Annotated in this window: 18 protein-coding genes; 6 read left to right on the top strand and 12 right to left on the bottom strand. The window is 68.9% G+C overall.

Features of this window, described 5'->3' with window-relative positions:
• Positions 1–143: 143 nt before the first annotated feature.
• Complete coding sequence (locus IEW34_RS15155; RefSeq protein ID WP_244642027.1) at positions 144–2,225, top strand: sensor histidine kinase; 2,082 nt, start codon at positions 144–146, stop codon at positions 2,223–2,225.
• Positions 2,226–2,648: 423 nt separating this feature from the next.
• Here the strand turns inward: IEW34_RS15155 and IEW34_RS15150 are convergent, their stop codons facing one another.
• The 7 genes from IEW34_RS15150 to IEW34_RS15120 form a co-directional block, all read right to left on the bottom strand.
• Entirely contained in the window at positions 2,649–3,674 is a 1,026-nt protein-coding gene (locus tag IEW34_RS15150; protein ID WP_188610045.1) for an ABC transporter substrate-binding protein, read from the bottom strand.
• Between the two features lie 13 nt (positions 3,675–3,687).
• The gene (locus IEW34_RS15145) at positions 3,688–4,497 is read right to left on the bottom strand and encodes an ABC transporter permease (protein WP_188610044.1); all 810 of its coding nucleotides are present in this window, start codon (positions 4,495–4,497) and stop codon (positions 3,688–3,690) included.
• The gene (locus IEW34_RS15140; RefSeq protein ID WP_188610043.1) at positions 4,494–5,345 is read right to left on the bottom strand and encodes an ABC transporter ATP-binding protein; all 852 of its coding nucleotides are present in this window, start codon (positions 5,343–5,345) and stop codon (positions 4,494–4,496) included. Before IEW34_RS15140 ends, IEW34_RS15145 begins: the two co-directional genes overlap by 4 nt.
• A gap of 189 nt (positions 5,346–5,534) precedes the next feature.
• The gene (locus IEW34_RS15135) at positions 5,535–6,773 is read right to left on the bottom strand and encodes a flavin monoamine oxidase family protein (RefSeq protein ID WP_188610042.1); all 1,239 of its coding nucleotides are present in this window, start codon (positions 6,771–6,773) and stop codon (positions 5,535–5,537) included.
• Positions 6,774–6,782: 9 nt separating this feature from the next.
• A complete protein-coding gene (locus tag IEW34_RS15130; RefSeq protein ID WP_188610041.1) occupies positions 6,783–8,345 on the bottom strand; it encodes a Na+/H+ antiporter in 1,563 nt (520 codons plus the stop codon).
• A gap of 24 nt (positions 8,346–8,369) precedes the next feature.
• Positions 8,370–10,856, bottom strand: coding sequence for a FecR family protein (locus tag IEW34_RS15125; RefSeq protein ID WP_188610040.1), 2,487 nt, complete (start codon positions 10,854–10,856; stop codon positions 8,370–8,372).
• Between the two features lie 7 nt (positions 10,857–10,863).
• On the bottom strand, positions 10,864–12,204 hold the full coding sequence (locus IEW34_RS15120; protein ID WP_188610039.1) for a tetratricopeptide repeat protein: 1,341 nt from the start codon (positions 12,202–12,204) through the stop codon (positions 10,864–10,866).
• 413 nt (positions 12,205–12,617) lie between these two features.
• Between IEW34_RS15120 and IEW34_RS15115 the strand changes: the two genes are divergently transcribed.
• From IEW34_RS15115 to IEW34_RS15095, 5 genes are all read left to right on the top strand, one after another.
• Positions 12,618–13,598: an aldo/keto reductase gene (locus IEW34_RS15115; RefSeq protein ID WP_188610038.1), complete on the top strand. Its 981-nt coding sequence runs from the start codon at positions 12,618–12,620 to the stop codon at positions 13,596–13,598.
• Positions 13,599–13,916: 318 nt separating this feature from the next.
• On the top strand, positions 13,917–14,951 hold the full coding sequence (exbB, locus tag IEW34_RS15110; RefSeq protein ID WP_210324505.1) for a tonB-system energizer ExbB: 1,035 nt from the start codon (positions 13,917–13,919) through the stop codon (positions 14,949–14,951).
• A 4-nt stretch (positions 14,952–14,955) separates the two neighbouring features.
• Positions 14,956–15,393: a TonB system transport protein ExbD gene (gene exbD / locus IEW34_RS15105; RefSeq protein WP_188610037.1), complete on the top strand. Its 438-nt coding sequence runs from the start codon at positions 14,956–14,958 to the stop codon at positions 15,391–15,393.
• Positions 15,390–16,493: a cell envelope integrity protein TolA gene (gene tolA, locus IEW34_RS15100; protein ID WP_188610036.1), complete on the top strand. Its 1,104-nt coding sequence runs from the start codon at positions 15,390–15,392 to the stop codon at positions 16,491–16,493. The genes exbD and tolA overlap by 4 nt, the downstream gene beginning before the upstream one ends.
• A gap of 49 nt (positions 16,494–16,542) precedes the next feature.
• Complete coding sequence (locus IEW34_RS15095; RefSeq protein WP_188610035.1) at positions 16,543–17,268, top strand: invasion associated locus B family protein; 726 nt, start codon at positions 16,543–16,545, stop codon at positions 17,266–17,268.
• A 115-nt stretch (positions 17,269–17,383) separates the two neighbouring features.
• On the opposite strand, the gene IEW34_RS15090 is transcribed toward IEW34_RS15095, so the two are convergent.
• The 5 genes from IEW34_RS15090 to eno form a co-directional block, all read right to left on the bottom strand.
• Complete coding sequence (locus IEW34_RS15090) at positions 17,384–18,211, bottom strand: alpha/beta fold hydrolase (protein WP_188610034.1); 828 nt, start codon at positions 18,209–18,211, stop codon at positions 17,384–17,386.
• Between the two features lie 176 nt (positions 18,212–18,387).
• Entirely contained in the window at positions 18,388–19,170 is a 783-nt protein-coding gene (locus tag IEW34_RS15085) for a 3-hydroxybutyrate dehydrogenase (RefSeq protein ID WP_188610033.1), read from the bottom strand.
• Positions 19,171–19,407: 237 nt separating this feature from the next.
• Positions 19,408–20,091 (bottom strand): hypothetical protein, encoded by a 684-nt coding sequence (locus IEW34_RS15080; RefSeq protein WP_188610032.1) that lies wholly within the window; start codon positions 20,089–20,091, stop codon positions 19,408–19,410.
• A gap of 8 nt (positions 20,092–20,099) precedes the next feature.
• Entirely contained in the window at positions 20,100–21,011 is a 912-nt protein-coding gene (locus IEW34_RS15075; RefSeq protein WP_188610031.1) for a hypothetical protein, read from the bottom strand.
• A gap of 132 nt (positions 21,012–21,143) precedes the next feature.
• Entirely contained in the window at positions 21,144–22,436 is a 1,293-nt protein-coding gene (gene eno, locus IEW34_RS15070; RefSeq protein WP_188610030.1) for a phosphopyruvate hydratase, read from the bottom strand.
• Positions 22,437–22,444 lie beyond the last annotated feature (8 nt).

The raw sequence follows: 22,444 nt of genomic DNA, 5'->3' as shown, positions 1-22,444 counted from the left end.
CATCGCTTCATCCCACAACGGGGCCCGCGTCGGCGTTCGATGTCCTGAAGCATGTCCTAGCCGATCGGGTGCGCCACCCGATCGACACGCGCTCCAGCGTGCGCTCGCGCGGCAGCGCAGTGGAAGGAGGCGGCCGGTTGACCATGCATCGCTCGGAGAGCGGCGGCCGCGTCTCTCTCGTCGCAGCCCTCGTAGCAGCGGCTGCCATCGTCGCGCTGATCGTCATCGTTCGCCTCGGCGGCGCAGGCGCCGTGCCTTCGCTCTCGTGGACGGCACACCTGGGCGACCAATGGCCCTTCGCCATGCAGATGCTCGTCGATCCGTCGCGGTCGCTGACGTTGCAGGAGGTCATGGCGGCAGACGCGGACTTTACGCCCGTCGGCGGCCGCGGCGTGAACCTCGGCTATACCCGCAACGCGGCCTGGCTGCGGCTCCATGTCGAGACCACGCAATCGGAACCGCTGCTGCTCACGCTGACGCCGAATTTCGTCGATTTCATAGACGTCTACACCGCCGTTCGGCATCCCGGCCTGACCGCCGGCGACTTTGCTCACTATCGCATGGGCGACCATCGACCGTTGCCCACAGACGGCGTGTCAGGCCTGGACAACGTCGTTGCATTGCCGAGGGGCGCCGACGGCGGCACACTGATCTACATCCGCATCGCCAGCGTCAACTCGTCGCTCAACATATCCGCGTCGCTCTACCCGGCGCGCCTGCACACCTTCTGGATCAGCCTGACGGGCCTGGGCTCGGGCGTCTGGTTCGGCGGGATGGGCGTGCTGCTCGCGATCCAGCTCGTCTTCTTTCACTTCGACCGCAAGCCGTTCTATCCGCTCCTGGCGTTCAGCATCTTCGGCGCGATGCTCGTCTATGCGGGCAATCTGGGGCTCTCGCGCATGCTGCTGTTCGCCGACGGCGGCGTCGGGAACGACATGTTCACGGGCGGCTCCGTCTGGCTCGGGCTATGTGCCAGTTCCTTGGCCACGGCGAGCATCCTGGAGCTGGCCGACCGGGCGCCCTGGGCGAACCGCCTGTTCCTCGCCGGAGCCGTCGTCGGGCTGCTCGGCATCGTCCTGGTCGCCTTCAACGCTAATCTGGTGTTCGCGCCTTTCGGCAACATCCTTATCGTGCTGCTGGCGACCGCAGCCGCGGGGCTCAGCCTGCGAGGCGTCGGGCACGGGGGCAGCGGCACGCGTCTGCGCGCGGCCGCCTACCTGATCCTCTGGATCGGCCTCGTGGCCACCCTGGCACAGCGTTCCGGCGTGTGGGCTTTGCCCAACTGGATGGCGCACGGCTATGCGGTCAGCTCTCTGTTACAGACGTTGCTGTTGACCGGGGCGCTGGCCGTGCGCCTGCGCGATGCCGAGGCGATGAACAAGACCATGAGCGCCGAGGCGCTCATGGCCGCGCAGGCGGCCGAGCGCCGGGCCAAGGCCATGGTGGAGGAGAAGACCAGCGAGCTCGCCGCCGCCAAGAGGACAGCGGAGGATGCGCTGCGCGCCGAGCTGCTCTCGCAGGAGCAGCAGGTGCGGTTCATGGAGGTCATCTCCCACCAGTACCGCACGCCGCTGGCTGTCATCCGCTCCAACGTCGACAGCATCGGGCTCAGCCTGCCCGCGAGCGACCAGGCCAATCGCGGCCGGCTCGACCGCGTCCGCCGCGGCATCGTGCGGCTGGTCGAGACGCTCGAGGTCAACCTCGCACGCAGCCGCCTTCAGGGACCGACATTCGCGCCGCATCTGCGGCCGACGTCGCTGGGCGAACTGGTGGCGGCAGCGGCGGCGCGTGGCAGCGACCTGCTGCAAGGGCGGATCCTGGTCGAGATCACGGCCCAGGCGGAGGCCGCCGACGTCATGGCAGACGCCGAGATGCTGGGCATCGCGATCATCAATCTCCTTGAGAACGCGGTAAAGTATTCAGCGCTTGCCGGAGATCTGCCGGTGACGCTGTCCTGCTCGACCGAAGAGGGCCTCGGGGTCATTGCCGTCATCGACCGGGGCATGGGCATTCCCGCCGACGAGGTCGCGGGCATCATGGGACGGTCGGTCCGCGGCTCCAACGTCCGCAGTATCGAGGGGTCGGGGCTCGGCCTGTCGCTGGTGTCGCGCATCGCCGCCGCCCATGGCGGCTCGATCGAGATCCACAGCGTGAGCGGCGGCGGCACGACCATCCGCCTGATCGTGCCCTTGATGACCGCCGACGTTGCAGCCACCCGGTCATAGCGCGTTTTCGAGCGAAGCGGACGCCGGTTCGCGTGAAGAAAACGCGACAAATCAAACAGATAGAGTATTTCGGCGATTTGAAGAAACGCGGAAATGCTCTAGCTCCGCGAGCGCCTCAAAGACAGAAGCGAACTGGAACGAAAGGGAACGCTTCGAAACAAATGGGAGCGCCTGGGCTCGCGGCGCCCCGGCAAACGGTCATGCGCGCCGGCTTCAACCTGAATTTGCTTGTCAATTTAGCCGGTTTAGGTTTTAATTTTCCCGGTTCGATCGCCGGCATGCCCGAAGCTATCCCTGCGGATCGGATCGAGGGCTGGCATCGGGCGAGGCTCGATGCCGGCCCTTCGCGTTCAAGCCGGCCGCGAGGCTGGCACCGGCTCCGCCGGGCCGGAGCTTGAGCGGCTCACCCGTGCCCCGCGGTCCTCACTTTGTCGCCTCCGTCGCCCTTGCCACGAAGCGACCGTCGAAGGTGCGCGCCAGGTCGATCGCCGCGCCGGCCAGTTCCGGGTCGAAGGCGGTGAGCATGCCGAGCGCATTCTTCATGCCCGCGTCCGAAACGATCCCCGTCACCGAATAGGTTGGCTTCGAGGCCTTCACCGCGGCCACGTAGAGCGCCCGGTCGCCGAGCAGGTAGTCCTCGGGCACCACCCTGGCCACGTCCTCGGGTGTCGCCGCATGCAGCCACTTCAGCGCGCGGTAGAAGGCGTTGACCAGCTTCTGCGTGGTCACCGGGTTGGCCGCGACGAAGTCACTCTTCATGTAGAGCACGGCCGCCGGATTGGTGCCGCCGAAGATCCTCGCGTTGCCCTCTTCCGTGCGGCTGTCGGCCAGCACGGTAATGGCCCCGTCGCTCTCCAGCTTGGTGATGACCGGATCGAGGTTGGAGATGGCGTCGATCTGGCCATGGGTCATCTGTGCCACGGCGGAGAGGCCGCCGCCCACACCGACGAAGGACACGTCCTGCGGCTTGAGACCGTTCTTGGCGAGCAGGAAGTCGACGAAGAAATTGGTGGACGAGCCCGGCGCGGTCACACCGATCTTGGCGCCCTTCAGGTCGGCGATGGTCTTGTAGGTATCGGCCCTCTCCTTGCGCACGGCGAGCACGATGCCGGGATAGCGCCCCAGCTCGATCACCGAGACGATGCTCTGGCCCTTGGCCTGCATGCGGATGGTGTGCTCGTAGGCGCCGGTCACCACGTCGACCGAGCTGCCGATCAGCGCCTGCAGCGATTTGGCCCCGCCGCCGAAGTCGTTGATGGTGACCGTAAGCCCCTCGTCCTTGAAGTAGCCGTTGCGCTCGGCGATGGTCAGCGGCAGATAATACAAGAGCGTCTTACCGCCCACGCCCAGCGTGAGCTTAGGCATTTCGGCCTGCTGCGCCCCGGCGGGCGAGGCCACCGCAAGTATGCCGAGCATCGTCAGCGCCGCGGCTTTCGCGAACAGTCTCATGGGAGCCTCCCTGTCATGGCCGCTCGGCGACGGCCGCCGGCCGCCACGCCAGCAGCCTGTTCTCGATGGCGCTGACGCCGGCATCGATCAGGATGACGAATACTGCCAGCACCAGCATGCCGGAGAACACCCCGGCGACATCGAACACGCCTTCCGCCTGCTGGATGCGGTAGCCGAGCCCGGCGGCCGATCCCAGATATTCACCGACGACGGCGCCGACCAGGGCGAAGCCCACCGCCGTGTGCAGCGAGGAGAACACCCAGGTGAGCGCCGACGGCCAGTACACGTGGCGCAGCAGCTGGCGCTCGCTCATGCCCAGCATGCGTGCATTGGCGAGCACGGTGGGGCTCACCTCCTTCACGCCCTGGTAGACGTTGAAGAAGACGATGAAGAACACCAGCGTGACGCCCAGTGCCACCTTCGACCAGATGCCCAGGCCGAGCCACAGCGCGAAGATGGGCGCCAACACGACGCGCGGCAGGGCGTTGGCCGCCTTCACATAGGGGTCGAACACCGCAGCGACGGTGTGCTGGCGGGCGAACCAGAAGCCGATCAGCACGCCGCCCACCGCCCCGATGACGAAGGCGAGCACGGTTTCCAGCAGCGTGACACCCAGGTGGTACCAGATGACGCCGCTGGCGAAATCGCGCCAAGTCCGCTCGAAGACGGCGAGCGGCGTGGAGAAGAAGAACGGGTCGAGCGGAAAGACGGCCTTGGCGGAGACAACGCCGGCGGGAATGCGCACGGTGCTGCCCACGTGCCACATGGCGATCAGCACCACGGCCACGGCGACCCGCAGCGCGAGCAGCTTCGGCCGGGTCATAGCGGCCCCTCCCCGCGCGCGTAGGTCTTCGCCACCTCGTCGCGCAGCGTCGACCAGATGTCCCGGTAGAGTCGGTGAAAATCAGGTTCCAGGCGCACTTCGGCAATGTCGCGCGGGCGCGGCAGCTCGACACGCCATTCGCCGATAATGCGCGCGGCGGGGCCCGCCCCCATGATGACGACGCGATCGGCCAGCGCGATCGCCTCCTCCAAGTCGTGGGTCACGAACAGGACGGCCTTGCGCGCGGCGCCCCACAGCTCGAGCAGCAAGTTGCCCATGAACTGCCGGGTCAGGGCATCGAGGGGCCCGAACGGCTCGTCCATCAGCAGGATCTCGGGGTCGCGGATCAGCACCTGGGCGAGCCCGACGCGCTTTCTCTGACCGCCCGACAGCATGTGCGGGTAGCGCTGGAGGAAAGCCGCGAGCCCGACACGGTCAAGCCAACCGCGAGCGCGTGCCCGCGCCTCGCCGGTGGGGACGCCCGCCACCTCGAGGCCGACCGCGACGTTGTCGAGCGCAGTCCGCCACGGCAGCAGCGCATCGGCCTGGAACAGGTAGCCGGCCCGGCGGTTCAGCCCGGCGAGCGGTTCGCCGAAGATGGCGACACGGCCGGCGCTCGGTACCAGCAGGCCGGCGGCCGCATTGAGCAGGGTGGACTTGCCGCAGCCGGTGGGCCCGACGATGGCCACGAACTCGCCGGTAGCCACCTCGAGGTCGACGCCGTCAACGGCCGTGAAGGGCGGCTCCCGCCGGCGCGGCGCCGGGAAGGCGATGCGCAGCCCGGCGAGCGTGACCGCGGACCCCGTCAGCGCCGTCCCGAGCGGAACCTGCGCGGCGACCACACCCATGCTTCCTCCGCCACGCCCGACCCGGCTTGCTCTGCCGCAGCTTAACGCCCCGGCTCCGCCATAAGAACCGGGCCGAGGCGCGTCAAGGCCGGCAGCGCCGCCATCCTGCGCACGTCAGGCGGGTGGAGCTTCACCTCGATCCGGCACGGGCGATGCTCTCGCAAGGCGGCCGTGTCGCTCCCCACCGCCTCAGCCGGCCCGGGCGGCAATGATGGCCCTCGCCGCTGCCACCCCGGTCCGATAAGCGCCGTGGGCGGTCGAATAGTCGTGCCGTGAGCAGGCCTCGCCGGCGAAGTAGATCCGCCCGTCGATGTCGGCGGCCAGCACCTGGCGGTCGTCCGCATGGCCCGGCAGCGCGTGCGAATAGCTGCCCAGGCTGAACGGATCGCGGCTCCATGCGGTGGCCACGATCGGTTCCAGCTTGGCCCGGATCTCGGCGCCGAAGAGCCCGGCCAGTTCGTCGAGGGCGAAGGCTGTGAAGGCGGCAATGCCGCCGCGCTCCAGCTCCTTGGCAAGCTCGCCGCCGTAATATCCTTCCACGGTCGGCCGGCCGAGCGGCCGCAGATGGTAACTGCCGGTGGCGACACGCGTGGTCGAGCCGAACACATGCGCATCCTGTGGCAGGTGCTCCGGCACCTTGACCCGGAGCATCAGCTTGTTGGCGACGCCGAGCGGCAGGCCATGCGCGGCCGCGAGCTTGTCGGGCCGCGCCGGCAAAAAGGTCAGGCGCTCCGTGGCGAGTACGGTGGTCGGCACGGTCACGACGACGGCGCGCGCCAGGATATCCCCGTGCGGCGTCGCCAGGCGAATACACGGGCCGCGGCTGTCGACCGTGGTGACGGGACAGTCGAGCGTCAGCGCCAGCCCGTGCCCCATCGCGGCAACGGCAGTGCCATAGCCCTCGCGGACGCGCCAGTTCGCCTGGGTGTCCGCATAGCGCTCATGGTCGATGATCGAAATGCGGTCGAGTTCGGCCCCATCGATATAGGTGCCGATGGCCCCCAGCAGGGCGTTCCAGCGGCCGCCCGGGTCGAGCAGGCCGGAGGCGCGCCCTTCGGCCCCCGCGTGTGCCGCCGCCCCCAGACGCGCGTAGAAGGCGGTTGCCGCCTCGTGAAACGCCTCTTGCTCGGCAGGTGAGAAGCCGAGCCCATGGTATTGCTCGCCCCAGCGCGAGGGCGTGCGGTCGACCGTGAAGCCCATCCGGCGGGCCATCGTCGTCCACGGATTGACCTCGGCGGAATGCAGCCAGCCACAGCCGAGATCGAGCGGCGTGGCCACGTGGAGCGCCGTCCAGGCGCGGCCGCCGACGCGTGGCCGGGCCTCCACGACGAGCGTGTCGATGCCGGCGTCGACGAGCGTGCGCGCCGCCGCCAGCCCCGCCGCCCCGGCGCCGATCACCGCCACATCGAGATCCATGCCCTCAGCCATGGGTCGCCATCAGTTGCGCTCCGCGCTCAATTCGGCCCAGTCGAACTCCTCCTCCAGGGCATGGTAGGCATCGTCGCCAATCTCGCCCCGCCGCCTCATGTCATAGGCCCTCTGCCGTGCCGCCCGGATGGCGCGGCGACGCAGTGGGTCGCCCGGCAATTCGCCGGGCGCCAGACCATGCGGGTGGCGATCAGCCTGCTCGATCAGTCCGGAGTATTCCTTGCGCAGGACGTCTGCCTCCAGGGAGTGGTCTGCGTCGATGGCCGCCAGCGCCGCACGATAGGCTTCGGCCCGCGCCCGGCCAATCTCGTGCCCGACGGGATCGTCGTCGCTCATTCTCAAGGCTCTGATCAGCGGCTTCAAGGTCAGACCTTGGATCACCAGGGTGCCGAGCACGACCACGAAGGCCGTCAGGAGGATCAGGTCGCGGTGCGGGAATGGCGAGCCGTCGCGCAACGTCTCGGGAATGGCGAAGGCGGCCGCCAGAGTGACGATTCCCCTCATCCCGGACCACGACATCACCAGCGCGTTGCGCGCGCTCGATACCTCCGGCCTCCTCCCCGCGGGAGAGCCGCGAAGCGCCATCTTCAAGCGGATGGCGCCGCCGTAGCCGGCAACCCAGACGAAGCGGATCGCCACCACCGTGGCCAGGGCCGCCAGCGCGAACACTCCGTAGGCGGCGTGCTCTGAGGGATCGAGACGCCGCCAGATCGGTCCGATCTGCATGCCGATCAGCACAAACGCAAATGCGTTCAGGACGAAGACGACCGTTTCCCAGACGGCATAGGCCGGAACGCGGAGCCGCGCCGGGGTGCGTATCGGCGAGGTACGGGCGATGACGATGGCGTAGACGACGATGGTGAGGATGGCGGAGAGCCCCATTCGCTCCGCCAGGATCCACACCCCGAAGGTCGTCGCGAACTGGACGATGATCGCGGTCGGAGCGTCCTCGAACAGGCCGATGACCCACGACAGCAGGCGTCCGAGAGCCCAGCCCGCCAGCACGCTGCCGACCACGCCGAGGGCGAGGGCAGGCGCTAGGGAAAGGTCCGAGAGGCCCTGCGCCACCGCCGTGCCGATCGCCAGCCGATAGATCAGCAGCGCCGTCGCGTCGTTGAGCAGGCTCTCACCCTCGATGATCTTGAGCAGACGGTGGGGCAGGCCAACCTGCCGCATCACCGCCGAGACTGCGGCCGCATCCGGCGGCGCGAGAATGGCGCCAAGCGCGATCGCAATCGCCCAGGGCATCTCCGGCAGCAACAGCCGCGCCGTCACCGCGACGGCGAGTGTGGTGAGACAAACGGCACAGATGGCGAGACCGGCGATCGGCAGCCAGTTGGCGCGCAGGTCACGCGTCGACGTGTCGTAGGCGGCATCGAGCAGGACGGGCGCGACGAAGAGCGCCAGCGCCAACTCGGGCTCAAGCGTCCAGTTCGGGCTTTGAGGCAGAAGCGCGAGACAGGCGCCGCCGAGCGCGAGCAGGGTCGGATAAGGGATCCCCATCCTGCGGGCGAGGACGGCCAGCAGCGCGGCCGCCAGCAATAACGCGATGATCCACTCGAATGTCGCCATGGCGGTCCGCGCGCCGCCGAGGGGTCAGCGGCGACCGACGAAGATGCCCTGCCCCATGTAGTTCTGGCCGTTGATGGCAATGAAGCCGCCCATCTCGGACGCCGGGCCGGCAGTGCCCTTATAGAACTGGCCCACCAGGAGGGCGCTCGGGCCGCCGTCGGCGGTGCCGCCTCCCAACGGCGTGCCAGCGAGCGGCTGAGTGCTGCTGAAGAGGTTGGCACCGGGCTGCAGCATCACGTTCGGCGTGACACCGCCGCCGTAGCGGTAGCCGTCGAGATTGTCGATGGTCACAGTGCCCTGGCCCTGCGCGAAATCGACCCGGTTGCTGAAGTTCGACGCGGCGACATATTCGCTCTCGCCGTTGCGGATCGATGCGACCGTGTGGCCGACGTAAGTCGCCACACCCTGGGTGGGAATGTCGACCGCCGCCGTCGGCTCGCCGGCAACCCAGGTGCCCAGGTGGAGCTTGTCAGTCGGGCCCGCCGTCAGGCTGCCGCTGCTGCTGTCGATCGACCAGAAGCCCCAGCGCGTGTAGTCGCAGGCGCATTGCGTGGTCACCCCCTGGGCCGTGAGGAACTGAGCGGCGTTGACCGCTTGCGAATTGACGAACAGCCCCTCGGCAGAAGCGCTGGCAGTGTCGCTCCGGCGTGCGGCGAAGTTGTTATAGTCGACGTAGCTGCCCTTGTTGTTGTTCGAGTAAGTAATTGCGCTCGAATCGCCCAGGCTCTGGGCTTGACCGAACGTATAGTTCTTTTCGGCGTCGGAGGCTTCCGTGGCGCCGAAAAAGAAGGCCCCGACCTTCGAGGTCAGCGCATCGAGCCCGACCGCGACGCCGCCGATGTATGCCGAGGTGGTGGCCCCTCCGTCCGCGTTCGTCGACGTCATCAGGCCGGTGCCGTAGCCGATGAGCGTCGTCGACGGTCGGTTGTCGCCGAGACCAGCAGATGGATTCGTCCGCGTCGCCCGCTGCGAATACTGGTAGTTGGTGGGCGCTCCGTCGAACGTGTAGTTCGCCGGAGCCTGCACCACCTGCCCGTTCACGACAGGGTTCTGTGTGATCGACAGGGACGCCGGGAAATTGGCGGCGTCGAGCGTGGCGGCGCCGCTGACGCCGCCGGAGGCCCGACCGATCGGCCCGTTTGCCGCCCGCCGGGAGGTTGCCGACACGCCGCCGTCGATCCCCTGGTAGGTGACGGTGCCGCCGTTATTCGGGTTCACCGTCCCCGTCATGACGTAGACTGTCGAGACTTGGTTCCGGCCCGAGCCCGTAATGTTGAGCCCGGTCTGCATGACGCGCGACGTGGTGGAATCGGAGCCACCTCCGAAGCCGACGACGTCCGAGTTGGTGAAGGTGCCCGCGGCGACGAAGCCGGCTGGCATATACGGCACCCCCGAGCCCAGCGCCGGATCCGGAGCCATCGTCAGCCGGAACGCCCGCGGCTGCCGGCTCGGGGGGGGTGGTGGTGGTGGCGGGGGCGGCGGCCCTGGAGGCGGCGGCCCCGGCGGCGGCGGCGGCCCGGGCGGCGGCGGCGGCCCCGGAGGCGGCGGCGGCCCGGGAGGCGGCGGCCCGGGCGGCGGCGGCGGCCCCGGAGGCGGCGGTGGACTGGGCCGGTTCTGCTCGGCGAACTGCGCCGCCGCGACCTCCTGCTGCTGCGTGCCCGCCTGCTGGAAGATATTGGTGATCGCCGCCAGCAGGGGATTGCCGGTCCTGAACTGTGCGGCGGCGGTCGGAACCGGCTGCGGCTGGTTGGGTGGCCGCACGTCGCCCGGGATGGTGCCGGCGTTGGCGCGCCCGACACCGGCAGTGGCGACACTGGTCTCGGTCGGCTGGCGCTTGGCACCACCCGTTTGGCCGCTCCCGCTGGTGAGGGCGGCCGTCGCCTGGGCCATTTCGGCCGCGCTCACCCGCGTGGGCGCGCTGGCAGAACCCGCCGTGCCACTGATGGCGAAGCCCGGCCGGGTGATCGTCTGCGTCCCAGCCGCGGTGGTCACCGTCAGCCGCCCGAACATGTTGATGGCACGGAACCAGCGCGTCGCCGGATCATACTCCAGATTGAGGACCCCGCCGCGGATGCCGATCGTGGCGACGGGCGTGCGGATGGTCACCCCTTCGGTGTGACTCGTCTGGCCGCCGACGAAGCGGAGCGCGCCCTTGCCGAGCGTCGCCGCCATGTGGCCGGTGCCGCTGGCGGGATTGAAGACGAATTCGTCGATGACGAGGTTGCTGTTGGGGCCCACGTTGAGCGTGGTCTTGTCGACGAACAGCAGCTGAGCGGTACCCACGGCCGAAGTCTGGACGCGCTGCTTGAAGATGATGTCCTGGCCGAGCTCGATGATCCGGGTGCCGCTCTTGACCGACGGGTTCACGGCTCCGGCCTTGCCCACCACCCTCTCCGCCTGCGCCGGTCCGGCGCCTGTAAACAGGGCGGCGACGATGGCGAGCGACGAGGTCGCGCCGCGGCCGAGGCGGGCGAAGGTGCGGATCGGCCGGGGCCTCGCTAGCTCTTCCATGGCGCCCTCAGAAGCGGAACGTCGGCCCGCCGGAGACCACGAAGTCTCTCAGCGAGTAGTTGGGAATGTTGGCCACGTCGCGCAGATAGGACACCTGCAGGCCGATGCCGAGCCACTTGTTGATCGGCATGTCGAGAATGGCACCGACCCGCCACTCCTTGTCGACGCGTGCGCGGTAGGGGTCGATCAGCCAGTTCGGCGCATCATACTGCGTGTAGGCGAAGCCGAACGAGGGCGTCAGCGTCCAACGCTTGGCGTAGCCCCACGCGGCCACCTCCACGTCGAACTCGTACGGCAGAAGGATCTCGAAGCCGCCTTGCTGGTAGGTGTAGTAATTGGCCTTCGCATTGGCGTTGCCGTAAAAGGCGCGCGTCTGCCAGCGCCAACCCGGCGCCAGAACGCCCGCCGTGGAGAACGCCGCCAGCACCAGATCACCGCTCTGCTCGGACGACAGCGGATAGGTCCGCGAATTGCGGTAGTTGCGATTGCGCCATTCGAGGCTCACCTCCATGTCGGCCCCCCAGAGCCGCCAGTTGAGCGCCGCGCCGGCACCGCCGGTGGTCTGATAGGGCGCGTTGGCGAGCGAGACGACGTTGGCGATGGCGTAGGGGCGGAAGGTCAGGCCCGGCAGGGTCTCCGGCGCCACGGGCAGCCGCGGACCGGATTGAATCTCGGCGAGGGCCAGATTGAAGCGGCCCAGGTCGAACTGGCGCGCACCATAGAAATAGACATTGGTCTCCCAGGTGTCGCCGCGCTGGGTGCCCAGATCCGCCACCCAGCGGAAGCCGCCGAGCGCGAAGCTGTTCCAGTCCGGCTTCTGAGCATATTGGCGATCAAGGAACGCATCCTGCCCCAATGCCTTCACCAGCATGGTGGAGGGTGAGGCGTTGGCGTTGGTCTGATAGCGCAGGCCCATCTGGCCGAAGAACGAGAACTGGTTCACCTCGAGCCGGCGGTCCACTTCCACCAGGAAGGTGTTGAGCCGATCACGCACGTCGGGCGGCACGTCGGGGGCGCTGATCGCCGTGTTGAGATAGCTCTTGGCCATCTCGAACGATCCGAGCTTCATGTAGAGGATGCCGAGCTCGAGGCGCACCCGCGGCAGATTGGGGTTGTAAAACAGCATGCGCTCGAGCGCGCCGATCGCCGCCTCGTAGTCGCCCAGCTTGGTTGCCACCTCGGCAAACCGGAACGAGGCATCGAGGTCGGCCGGATTGCGCAGCGTCTGGGCGAAGAGGATGTCGAATTCCTGCTTCAGCGCGTGGGGGCCGGTCTGTGCAGCGGCGGCGTTGCCGAGCAAGGCCGCGAACAGCCCCGCCAGGACGCAGGAGCTGCGCTTTGGGCTCACGAACCGGCTCATGAACGCGCGCACCGCGCCGCATATGCGATCTGACGCGCTGCTCAAATCAGCGCGTGATTGCCCCGAACCCTGCACCCCTGCCCCCGCCGACGACCTCCGACTCCATGGCCGCAGGTTCAAGTATCTCACTGGCGCCTCTCCCCCTCGAGAACGCCGCGATTTCCCCTGCGAGCATGACGGCTTGCGTGGCGCGCAGAGTCAATGGACATGCGGCCTAGCGGCCCTTGCGCCTAGTGAGTTTCGACCCAGCGTTGCAGGCGCGCCACAGGGGCTCATCGACCACGATGACGCGAGCGTCCGGACAGCCTACATGCGCTCGGCAACGCGGAGGAATGTTCTGCGCGCCCTGGCGCGTCGCCGCGGGCTGTGGCCCGATGGCGGCCGACACTGGGAGAGATGCCATGGAATACGTGAAGTTCGGCTCGACGGGCCTCGAGGTCTCGCGCCTCTGCCTCGGCTGCATGAGCTTCGGCGAACCGCTGCGCGGCGCCCACCCCTGGACGCTGCCGGAGGACCAGAGCCGCCCGCTCATCCGACAGGCCATCGAGCTGGGCATCAATTTCCTCGATACGGCCAACGTCTATTCGGACGGCACGTCCGAGGAATTCGTCGGGCGCGCCATCAAGGACTTCGCCAGGCGCGACGAGATCGTGCTGGCCACCAAGGTGCACGGGCGCATGCGCCAGGGCCCCAACGGCCAGGGCTTGTCGCGCAAGGCGATCATGGCCGAGATCGATGCCAGCCTTCGCCGGCTGGGGACCGACTATGTCGACCTCTACCAGATCCATCGGTGGGACTACGGCACGCCGATCGAGGAGACCCTCGAGGCCCTGCACGACGTCGTGAAGGCCGGCAAGGCCCTCTATATCGGCGCGTCATCCATGTTCGCCTGGCAGTTCGCCACGGCGCTGTTCACGGCCCGGCTAAACGGCTGGACCGAATTCGTCAGCATGCAGAACCACCTCAACCTGCTCCATCGCGAGGAGGAGCGGGAGATGCTGCCCCTGTGCGCGAACCAGGGCATCGCGGTGATGCCGTGGAGCCCCCTTGCCCGCGGACGCCTCACCCGCGACTGGAACGAGACCAGCGAGCGCCAGGAGACGGACGCCTTCGGTGGCCGGCTCTATGCCGCGGCCATCGAAGCGGACCGCGCCATCGTCGACGCCGTCGCCGCGGTGGCGGCGGCCCGCGGCGTGCCGCGGGCCCAGGTGGCACTCGCCTGGGTGACCCGGCACGGCGGCGTCACGTCGCCGATCGTGGGAGCCTCGAAGCCGCACCACCTCACCGACGCGGTGGCAACCCTGTCGATCGAACTCACGGGCGAGGAGGTCGCGGCGCTCGAAGCGCCCTACGCTCCCCGTTCCGTCGTCGGCTTCCAGTAGTGCGGGGATGGGCGCCGCCGCGGACGGGATCGCTCCCCTTGCGATAGGACGACGCGCGCAGGGCATTCTTCTGTGACGCGAATGCAGTAGCGGATACATTGGAATCGATCTAAATCATTGAGTTTGCAATGCGATTTCCGAACGGCTAGGGGTTCCGGCATCTCGTCGGCGCCGCCGCCGAGGATGATGCCGTTCGCCTCCAGGTGTGCGGTCCGACGCCGGGCGTGTCGGAATGCACCGGGTATCGGGTCGATGCGGCGAGCGGCGCGCGCTTTGCGCCCCGGCCCTGGTGCCGGCCTGCAATCGCTTCAGGAGCCCATGCCCGTGCCGGCACTCTTCTGTTCAATTTCACCGTCGCCTGCGGTCGGCGCCTCGCGGCTGCCGCGCCTTGCCAAGGCCCTCCTGGTCGCACTGCTGATGTTCGGTCCGGCGCAAGCCTGGTCGCAGTCGGCCGCACCCACCGGCGAGCCGGCACCCGTTGTGCAGCCGACTGCCCCCACGACGGCGTCCGAGACGCCCGGCGCGGCCGCGGCACCGCAACCGGCCGCGAGCAACGACGGGGCGGCCGCACCAGCTCTCGAGCCGCCGGTGCCGACGCTCGCCGGCTCCGAGGTGGAGCCCGGGCAGCCCGGCGCCAACGCGCTGTTGCCGCATGATCTATCGCCGTGGAAGATGTTCCTGCAGGCGGATGTAATCGTGAAGGCGGTCATGATCGGCCTCGCCTTCGCCTCGCTCGTGACCTGGACGATCTGGCTGGTGAAGGGCCTCGAGTTGCTTGCGGCCCGCCGCCGGGCGCGCACGGCACTGCTGCGGCTGGAACGGGCCGGCAGCCTGCAAGAGGCGGCCGACCAGCTTTCCCGCAACGCGGCGGCCCGTGGGGCGGCCGCCGAGTTGGTGAACGCCGCCGTGGCGGAGGCCCGGCGATCGGAGGACCTGGGCGCCGAAGGCATCAAGGAGCGCGTCTCGATCGCCCTCTCGCGCATCGAGGCAAAATCCGGCCGCTCGATGGCGCACGGGACCGGCCTGCTGGCAACGATCGGCTCGACCGCCCCGTTCGTCGGCCTGTTCGGCACCGTATGGGGCATCATGAACTCGTTCATCGGCATCTCGGTCGCCAAGACGACCAACCTCGCCGTCGTCGCGCCGGGCATCGCCGAGGCCCTGCTGGCGACCGCCATCGGCCTGGTCGCCGCCATCCCGGCCGTGATCATCTACAACGTCTTCGCGCGCGGCATCGCTGGCTACCGTGCCCAGCTCTCCGATGCGTCGGGGCAGGTGCTCCAGCATCTCTCACGCGATCTGGAGCGGCGGTCGCGGACCGGCGGCTACGCCGTGGCACGGGCGGCGGAGTAGTCCGATGGGCGTCAGCCTCAAGGAGCCTCAGGACGGCGACCTGGCAGAGGTCTCGGACATCAACGTCACGCCGTTCATCGACGTCATCCTCGTGCTGCTGATCATCTTCATGGTGGCGGCACCTCTCTCCACCGTCGACGTGGCGGTCGATCTGCCCGTGTCCAACGCCCAGCAGCAGCCCCGCCCGGACAAGCCCCTGTTCCTGTCCGTGAAGGGCGATCTGACGCTGGCCCTCGGCAACGACGAGGTGCCGCGCGGCGGCCTCCAGAGCGTCCTCGACGAGCGCACCCACGGCGACCGCGAGCAGCGGGTGTTCCTCAGGGCGGACCAGTCGGTGTCCTACGGCGAGATCATGAAGGTGATGAACCTTCTGCGCGAGAGCGGCTACCTGAAGATCGCGCTGGTCGGATTGGAGGATACCCAGGGCGGCGCCAGACCATGAGCCTGGCAGCTTCGAGTTCGGCCTGGCGAGGCGCGGCCCGCTGGGGCGCCGCTGCTGCGGTCGTGCTCGCAGCCCACGCGGGTGCGGCGTGGGTCGCGCTGCATTGGCACAAGCCGCACGAGCCGAACTCGCCCCCGGCCGCGGCCGTCATGATCGAGCTCATGCCGATCACCGTTCCTTCAACGCCCGCGACGGAGGCTGCGCCGGCGCCCGCCGCCGAAGAGGCTCCGCCGCCGCCGGCCAGCGCCGAGGCGCCGCCTCCGCCGGAGCCCCCGCCGGAACCGCAGCAGCAGGCCAGCACCGAGCCCCCGCCGCCGCCGGCAGAGGCACCGCCTCCTCCGCCTCAACCGTTGCCGGCGCCGGAACCGCCAGCCCAGCCGAAGGTCACCGCGCCCGAGGTCGACGCCAAGGCCGAGGCGGTGCTGCCCAAGCGCAAGCCGCAGGAGGTGGAGCGCGACGAGGACGACGAAGCGGAACGCGAAGCGGCACGGCGGGCCGCTCGGCAGCGGCAAGCCAGGATCGAGGCACAGCGCCAGGCGCGCGAGGAGGCCCGGGAACGCGAGCGCGAGCGCGAGCGGATCCGTGAACGCGCGGAAGCCCGCCAGCAGGCCATCGCGGAGGCCCGGGCCAAGGCTGTGTCCGATGCGCGCCGCCAAGAGCGGGCGGAAGCGGCGCGGCAGGCTCAGGCCGAGGCCCGCGCGGTCGCGGCAGAGCGAGCCCGAGCGGCTCGTGCCGAAGCGGCCGAGCGAGGCAGAGCCAATGCCCAGGCCGCCGCCCAGGCCCAAGCGCGCGCCCGGGCGGCGGCGACCGCCCAAGCCGCCCAGCGCGCGGCGTCGTCGGGGGCCTCGCTCGGCGCCTGGCGGAGCGCGCTGTTCGCGCATATCAGCCGTTACAAGCGGCCCCAACAGGGCGCCGCCGGCACGGCGGTCGTATCGTTCAGCGTCTCCGCCTCGGGTCAGGTCGTCAGCGCCGGGCTCGCCCGCTCGTCGGGCAATCCGCGCATCGATGCCGAGGCCGTCTCGATGGTGCGGCGCTCGAGCCCCGTGCCCCGGCCGCCCAACGGCGGCTCCACCGTCACCGTGCCTGTTCGCTTCAACTGACAGGCATCGTAGGTACAGCGACAACTGTATGTCCATTGCGACCGAGCCAATGACAACGATCCGCTCCAAGGCCAGCCCACCGCCCCTGCGCTCCAGGTTCACGGTACTTGCGATCGTGACCACCGCCCTGGCGTGCGTCCCGATCGGGACGCCACCAGCGCTGGCGCAGACGGCGCCACAGCCAGCCCAATCGGCGCCCGCCAGCCCCGCACCCGCCAAGCCTGCACCCGCCAAGTCCGCGCCCGCCAAGCCCGCGCCCGCTAAACCCGCGGCGCCGCAACCGGCCTCCGCGCAACCGGCCTCCGCCGCGGCGACGGCGACGCTGCCGCGCGGCGCCAGCGTCATCTCCGAGACCTATGGCGACTGGACCATCGAATGCCGGGTCGTGCAGGGCCGCAAGGCCTGCACGCTGTCGCAGGCCCAGGGCGATCCGAACACGGGCCGGCGCGTGTTCGCCATCGAGTTCCTGCCGACGCGCGATGGACAGACGCCCGGGACGATCCTGGTGCCGTTCGGGGTCAATCTGGAGCCTGGAATCAAGCTCAAGCTCGACGAGACCGACCTCGGCCGCGGCGCGATCTACTCGACCTGCATCTCCACTGGCTGCCTGGTGCCGATCAGCTTTCCGACGGTCGCCACCGACGCCATGAAGAAGTCGAAGACGCTCGTCGTCATCGCCACGCGGCCCGGCCAGACCGAGCCGGTGACGTTCTCTGCCCCATTGCAGGGTTTCGGCGAGGCGCTGACGCGCATGACGGAACTGTGGACGAGCTGAAACGCTCGCGTCACCGGCCCCTGACCCACTCGTGAGCGCAGGCCGCGGCCGACCGGGCTTCCCGATCGAGAGGGGCGCGCGCTATGTCATGTCATAGCCGCGGCCGACCCCATCCTCACTGCTGCTGCTTGGCCTGATCCGGCTGCTTTGCCCCGAGGGCCGCCCCGGCTTCCTCGGCAGCCTGCGCGATCACCGCGGCGACCTTCTCGGGCTCCGACAGCATCGGCACGTGACTGCTCTCGAGTTCGGTCGTCCTGGCCTTGATCTCCTTGGCGAGAAACGCCTGCAAGCCGGGATCCAGCATGCGGTCGTTCTTGGCGACGATGTACCAGGACGGCTTCGACTTCCAGGCGGCGTTGGTGACGCGTTCCTCGAAGCATTTGCCGAAGATCGGGCCCTGCACGGCCGCCAGCTCGGCCGCCTCGGCCGCGGGCAGGTCTGGCGCGAAATCACGGGCGAAGCCCTCGGGCGTCAGGCTGACGAAGCCCGAGCTGTCGGTTCGCAGGCTCTCGACGCCCGGCGGCTTGGGGTAGCCTTTCGTGCGGTCGATGAACGACTGGCCGGCGTCATTGGCCATCGCGGCCACGTAGACGAGGCCTGCCACCTTGTCGTCGGTGCCGGCCTCGGTGATGACCGTTCCGCCCCAGGAATGTCCGACGAGGAGAACCGGTCCGGTTTGCAGCGCGATCGCGCGGTCCGTCGCGGCGACATCCGCTCCGAGGGAGCTCAGCGGGCTCTGCACGGCCACGACCGTGTAGCCCTTCGCCTGCAACAGGGGAATCACCTTGTGCCAGCTGGAGCCGTCGGCGAAGGCGCCGTGAACCATGACAATGGTCTTGACCGGATCGGCCGCGGCGGAGCCGGCGGCGACAAGCGGACCGACCAGGGCCAGCGCGGCGACCGTCGCTGCAAGCCCACTGCGGACCTTCGATCGAAACGACATGAGCAGCTCCATCGCTGGCAGGCTTGCCGGCGTCGGCGGATATGCCGCGAACGCCAGCTCCTGGCCTTCCGATGCTTAGCGCGTCGCCGGCCGAACCTCCATAGAAACGCAGCCCTGCGCCGCCGTTGCAGGGCGGGAGGCGGGACTGGCCGCCTCCCTGCCCCCGCGCTGAACGGCTACTGCATGAACCAGCCGTGGCTCACCACCAGCGACTGCCCCGTGAGCGCATTGGTCTCCATGCCGGCGAAGAACAGCACCGCCTCGGCGACATCGTCGGTCGTCGTGAACTCGCCGTCGACGGTGTCCTTCAGCATGACGTTCTTGATCACCTCCGCCTCGGAAATGCCCAGCTCCTTGGCCTGCTCGGGGATCTGCTTGTCGACGAGCGGCGTGCGAACGAAGCCGGGGCAGACGACATTGGCCCGCACGTTGAACTCCGCCCCCTCCTTGGCGACGACCTTGCACAAGCCGATCAGGCCGTGCTTGGCGGTGACGTACGGCGCCTTGAGCTTGGAGGCTTCCTTGGAATGGACCGACCCCATGTAGACAATAGAGCCGGACTTCGCGGCATACATGTGCTTCAGGCAGTATTTGGTGGTGAGGAAGGCGCCGTCGAGATGGATCGACAGCAGCTTCTTCCAATCCGCAAACGGAAAATCGACCAGCGGCTTGACGATCTGGATGCCGGCATTGCTGACCAGGATGTCAATCTTGCCGTACTTCTGCACGGTGTCGGCGACGCCCTTCTCCACGGCCGCCTCGTCGACGACGTCCATGGCGACGGCGAAAGCGTCGCCGCCCTTGGCCTTGAGCTCCTGAGCCGTCGCATCGGCGGCCTCCAAATTCAGGTCCGCGATCACGGGGATGCCGCCCAGGGCCGCGAAGCGCAAGGCGATCTCCTTGCCGATGCCGCTCGCCGCGCCGGTGATGATCGCGACCTTTCCGTCGAACTTTGACATTGTCGTCTCCCGTACGTTGCTGAAAGCGATGGGATGCTACGAGACAAGACGAGGCGCACGATTTGGAAGCCGGTGCGCGCGGACGTGAGCCGGCTCTTCGATCGAGCCGGCCGCCAGCTGAAAACGCGATGGATCGGGGCTTTTTTGCGCGGGCGGTCTGCGCCGCCGCAGGCAGCGCTTTAGCGCGTTCCTCGGGCGGTGGGAAGCACCGGCGCGACCAAAAAGCGTGCTCGCGAGCTACGGCGCCCCGTCCGGCCGCGCGAAGAGGAAACTGAGCGCAAGATCGCCCGCCAGCCCGTCCCCATCCGGGCGAGCGGCGACGAGCGCGTGCTCGTCGCTGCGAAACGCCGGCAGTCCGGGGGCGCCCTCGGCCGCCAGCAGTTGAGGCGCGTGCCGCAGCAGTGCCGCCGTCAGCAAGGCGGTCAGCAACCGGCCGAAGCGATCCGGCGCCAAGGCCGCGGCCGATGGCATCCCGGAAAGTCTGATCTGGGGTGAAAGGCGATCGAGCTTCAACAGGGTCGTGTCTGGGCACGCGGTCGGCGGCGACGGCTTTGTCGCGCCGCGAAGACAGGCGAGCCCCTCGGCCAAGGCCGCCGCAATGGCCGCGGCTCGCGTGTCGTCGACGAGCGGCTGGCCGCCCGCGTCGGCACGCACGACCGCGTCGAGGGGCACGACCAGAGAGGCGTTCGCCGCATCCACCTGGACCGTCTGGGCCGCCGTCCGCATGCGCCCCGCCACGTGCTCGAGGAAGCCCTTCACCTGCGCGCGCCACGTGCGCTCGGCCAGCACGGCCGCATCCGGCTGTCGATCGGCCTCATCGCCGTGGCGGATGAAGAACATCTGGGCGCTGATCAGAATCAGAAAGACGAAGAGAACGCCGACGAACAGGTCGAGAAACGGCTTGTAGTCGACCTTCTCCATGGCGCCGCCTAAGTCGCGTCGAGCGGCTGGCGCACACCGGGTGGCTCGATGGCCAATCGATCGGCGAGCGTCTGGATGCCGGCGATGAGCCGATCGAGCCGCTCGACCACGTCGGTGAGAGTCGGCTCGGCCGCCGGCGGCGCCTGCGTGGCGCGGAGCGCGTCCAGATGCTGATCGGCCGCCTCGATGGTCCGCCGCGCCGCGCGGCGAACAGCCGAGTGGCTCAGGTTGGCGACCAGGCTGATCAGCAGGGCGCTGGACAATGCGGCAACGGAGATCAGGAACTTGAAGGACGATGCATTGAGCAGGCGCAGAATCGCCTCGCGAGCTTCGCCGACGTCGCCCGATTGGAAGCCCTTCCCGGCGAAATACAGCGCCACGACGAGTCCGACGAAGGTCAGCACCAGGCCCGCCGAGGTGTAGTAGCCCGGCAGCGCCTGCATCAGGCCGCCGCGCGTGCCTTCGATTGCGCCGAGATCGTGCAAGGCCAGCGGCGCATAGGGAGCGGCCGGCACGCGGCCGGTCCGGCGCGCCTCACCATGGTACGCCGCCCAGCTCGGTCCGAAGACGGCGGCCGGGCCCAGGACTCGCCCGAGCTCGGCCAGCGCATCCGCGCCGTCGTGGCCCCGCTGCCGCGGCCCTGCAAGCGACCGGATCGCTCCCTCCAGGCGGCGCAAGCGGCGCAACTCCGGCCGGGCGACCCGCAGCCAGTAGTAGATGCAGACGCCCACCGCCGAGAGAAGGATGAAGATCGAAACGACGTAGACGAACGACGGCTTGTTGATGAGGTCGACGAGCGGGACGAGGAGCGGCTTGGCCACGCCGGCCATGCTCCCCCCGATCGCATCCTGCCATTCGGGGGCAACGGCCAGGCGCCATGCGAGCAGGACGATGAAGGCCGCAGCAACGAGATAGAACATCAGCCTGCTTGGGTCACCGGCATGCGTAAGAGGTGACCGGCGCGGGCGCGCCTGTCAACGCGTCCCGCGGGATGGCAGCCGCCGGGGTAGCTGGCGCCGCCGGCCCGGGCCGGCGGCGGATGCGACCGAAGGTCAGCCCTTGCGGCGCAACGCCTTGAGCGCGGAGCGGCCGGCATAGACGGCCTGGCCGCCGAGCTCTTCCTCGATGCGGATCAACTGATTGTACTTCGCCGTGCGGTCCGAGCGGGCGAGCGACCCGGTCTTGATCTGTCCGCAGTTGGTGGCTACCGCGAGGTCGGCGATGGTCGCATCCTCGGTCTCGCCGGAACGGTGCGACATCACGGCCGTGTAGCCGGCGCGCTGGGCCATGTCGACGGCGGCGAGGGTCTCCGTCAGGGTGCCGATCTGGTTCACCTTGACCAGGATCGAGTTGGCCACGCCACGGTCGATGCCGTCGGCAAGGCGCGTCACGTTGGTGACGAAGAGGTCGTCGCCGACGAGCTGGCAACGGCTGCCGACGAGTTCGGTCAGCACCCGCCAGCCCTCCCAGTCATCCTCGGCCATGCCGTCCTCGATCGAGGCGATCGGATAGTCGGCCACCAGCTTGGCAAGATACTGCGCCTGCGCCTCGCCGCTGCGCGTCGTGCCCTCGCCTTCGTAGACGTAGGCGCCGTTCTTGAAGAACTCGGTAGCCGCGCAATCGAGCGCGATCATCATGTCGTCACCGGGCTTGTAGCCGGCGCTCTCGATCGCCTTCACGACGAAGTCGAGCGCCGCCTCGGCGGACGGCAGGTTGGGTGCAAACCCGCCCTCGTCCCCGACGTTGGTGTTCTGGCCGGCCGCCTTGAGCGCCTCCTTCAGCCGATGGAACACCTCGGCCCCGGCGCGCACCGCATCCCCCAGCGTCTCGGCGCCGACGGGCATGATCATGAATTCCTGGAAGTCGATCGGATTATCGGCGTGCGCCCCGCCGTTGACGATGTTCATCATCGGCACGGGCAGCACCCGCGCCGTCGGGCCGCCGACGTAGCGGTAGAGCGGTAGGCCGGTCGCATCGGCCGCAGCCTTGGCCACAGCGAGCGAGACGCCGAGGATGGCGTTGGCGCCGAGCTTGGCCTTGTTGGGCGTACCGTCGAGATCGATCATGATCTCGTCGATCTTGACCTGGTCCTCCGCATCGAGGCCGCCGATCGCATCGAAGATGTCGCGGTTGACCGCATCGACCGCCTTCAGAACGCCCTTGCCGCCGTAGCGCGACTTGTCGCCGTCGCGTAGCTCAACGGCTTCGTGCGCGCCCGTCGAGGCCCCGGAGGGAACCGCGGCACGGCCCCTGGAGCCGTCGTCCAGCACCACATCGACCTCCACGGTCGGGTTGCCTCGGCTGTCGAGAATCTCGCGGGCGAGGATGTCGACGATGGCGGTCATGGATGGTG

Source organism: Chelatococcus reniformis (genome assembly GCF_014640075.1).
Classification (GTDB): Bacteria; Pseudomonadota; Alphaproteobacteria; order Rhizobiales; family Beijerinckiaceae; genus Camelimonas; species Camelimonas reniformis.
The sequence above is the reverse complement of the archived record's forward strand: the minus strand, read 5'-3'. Positions and strand labels throughout refer to the sequence as shown.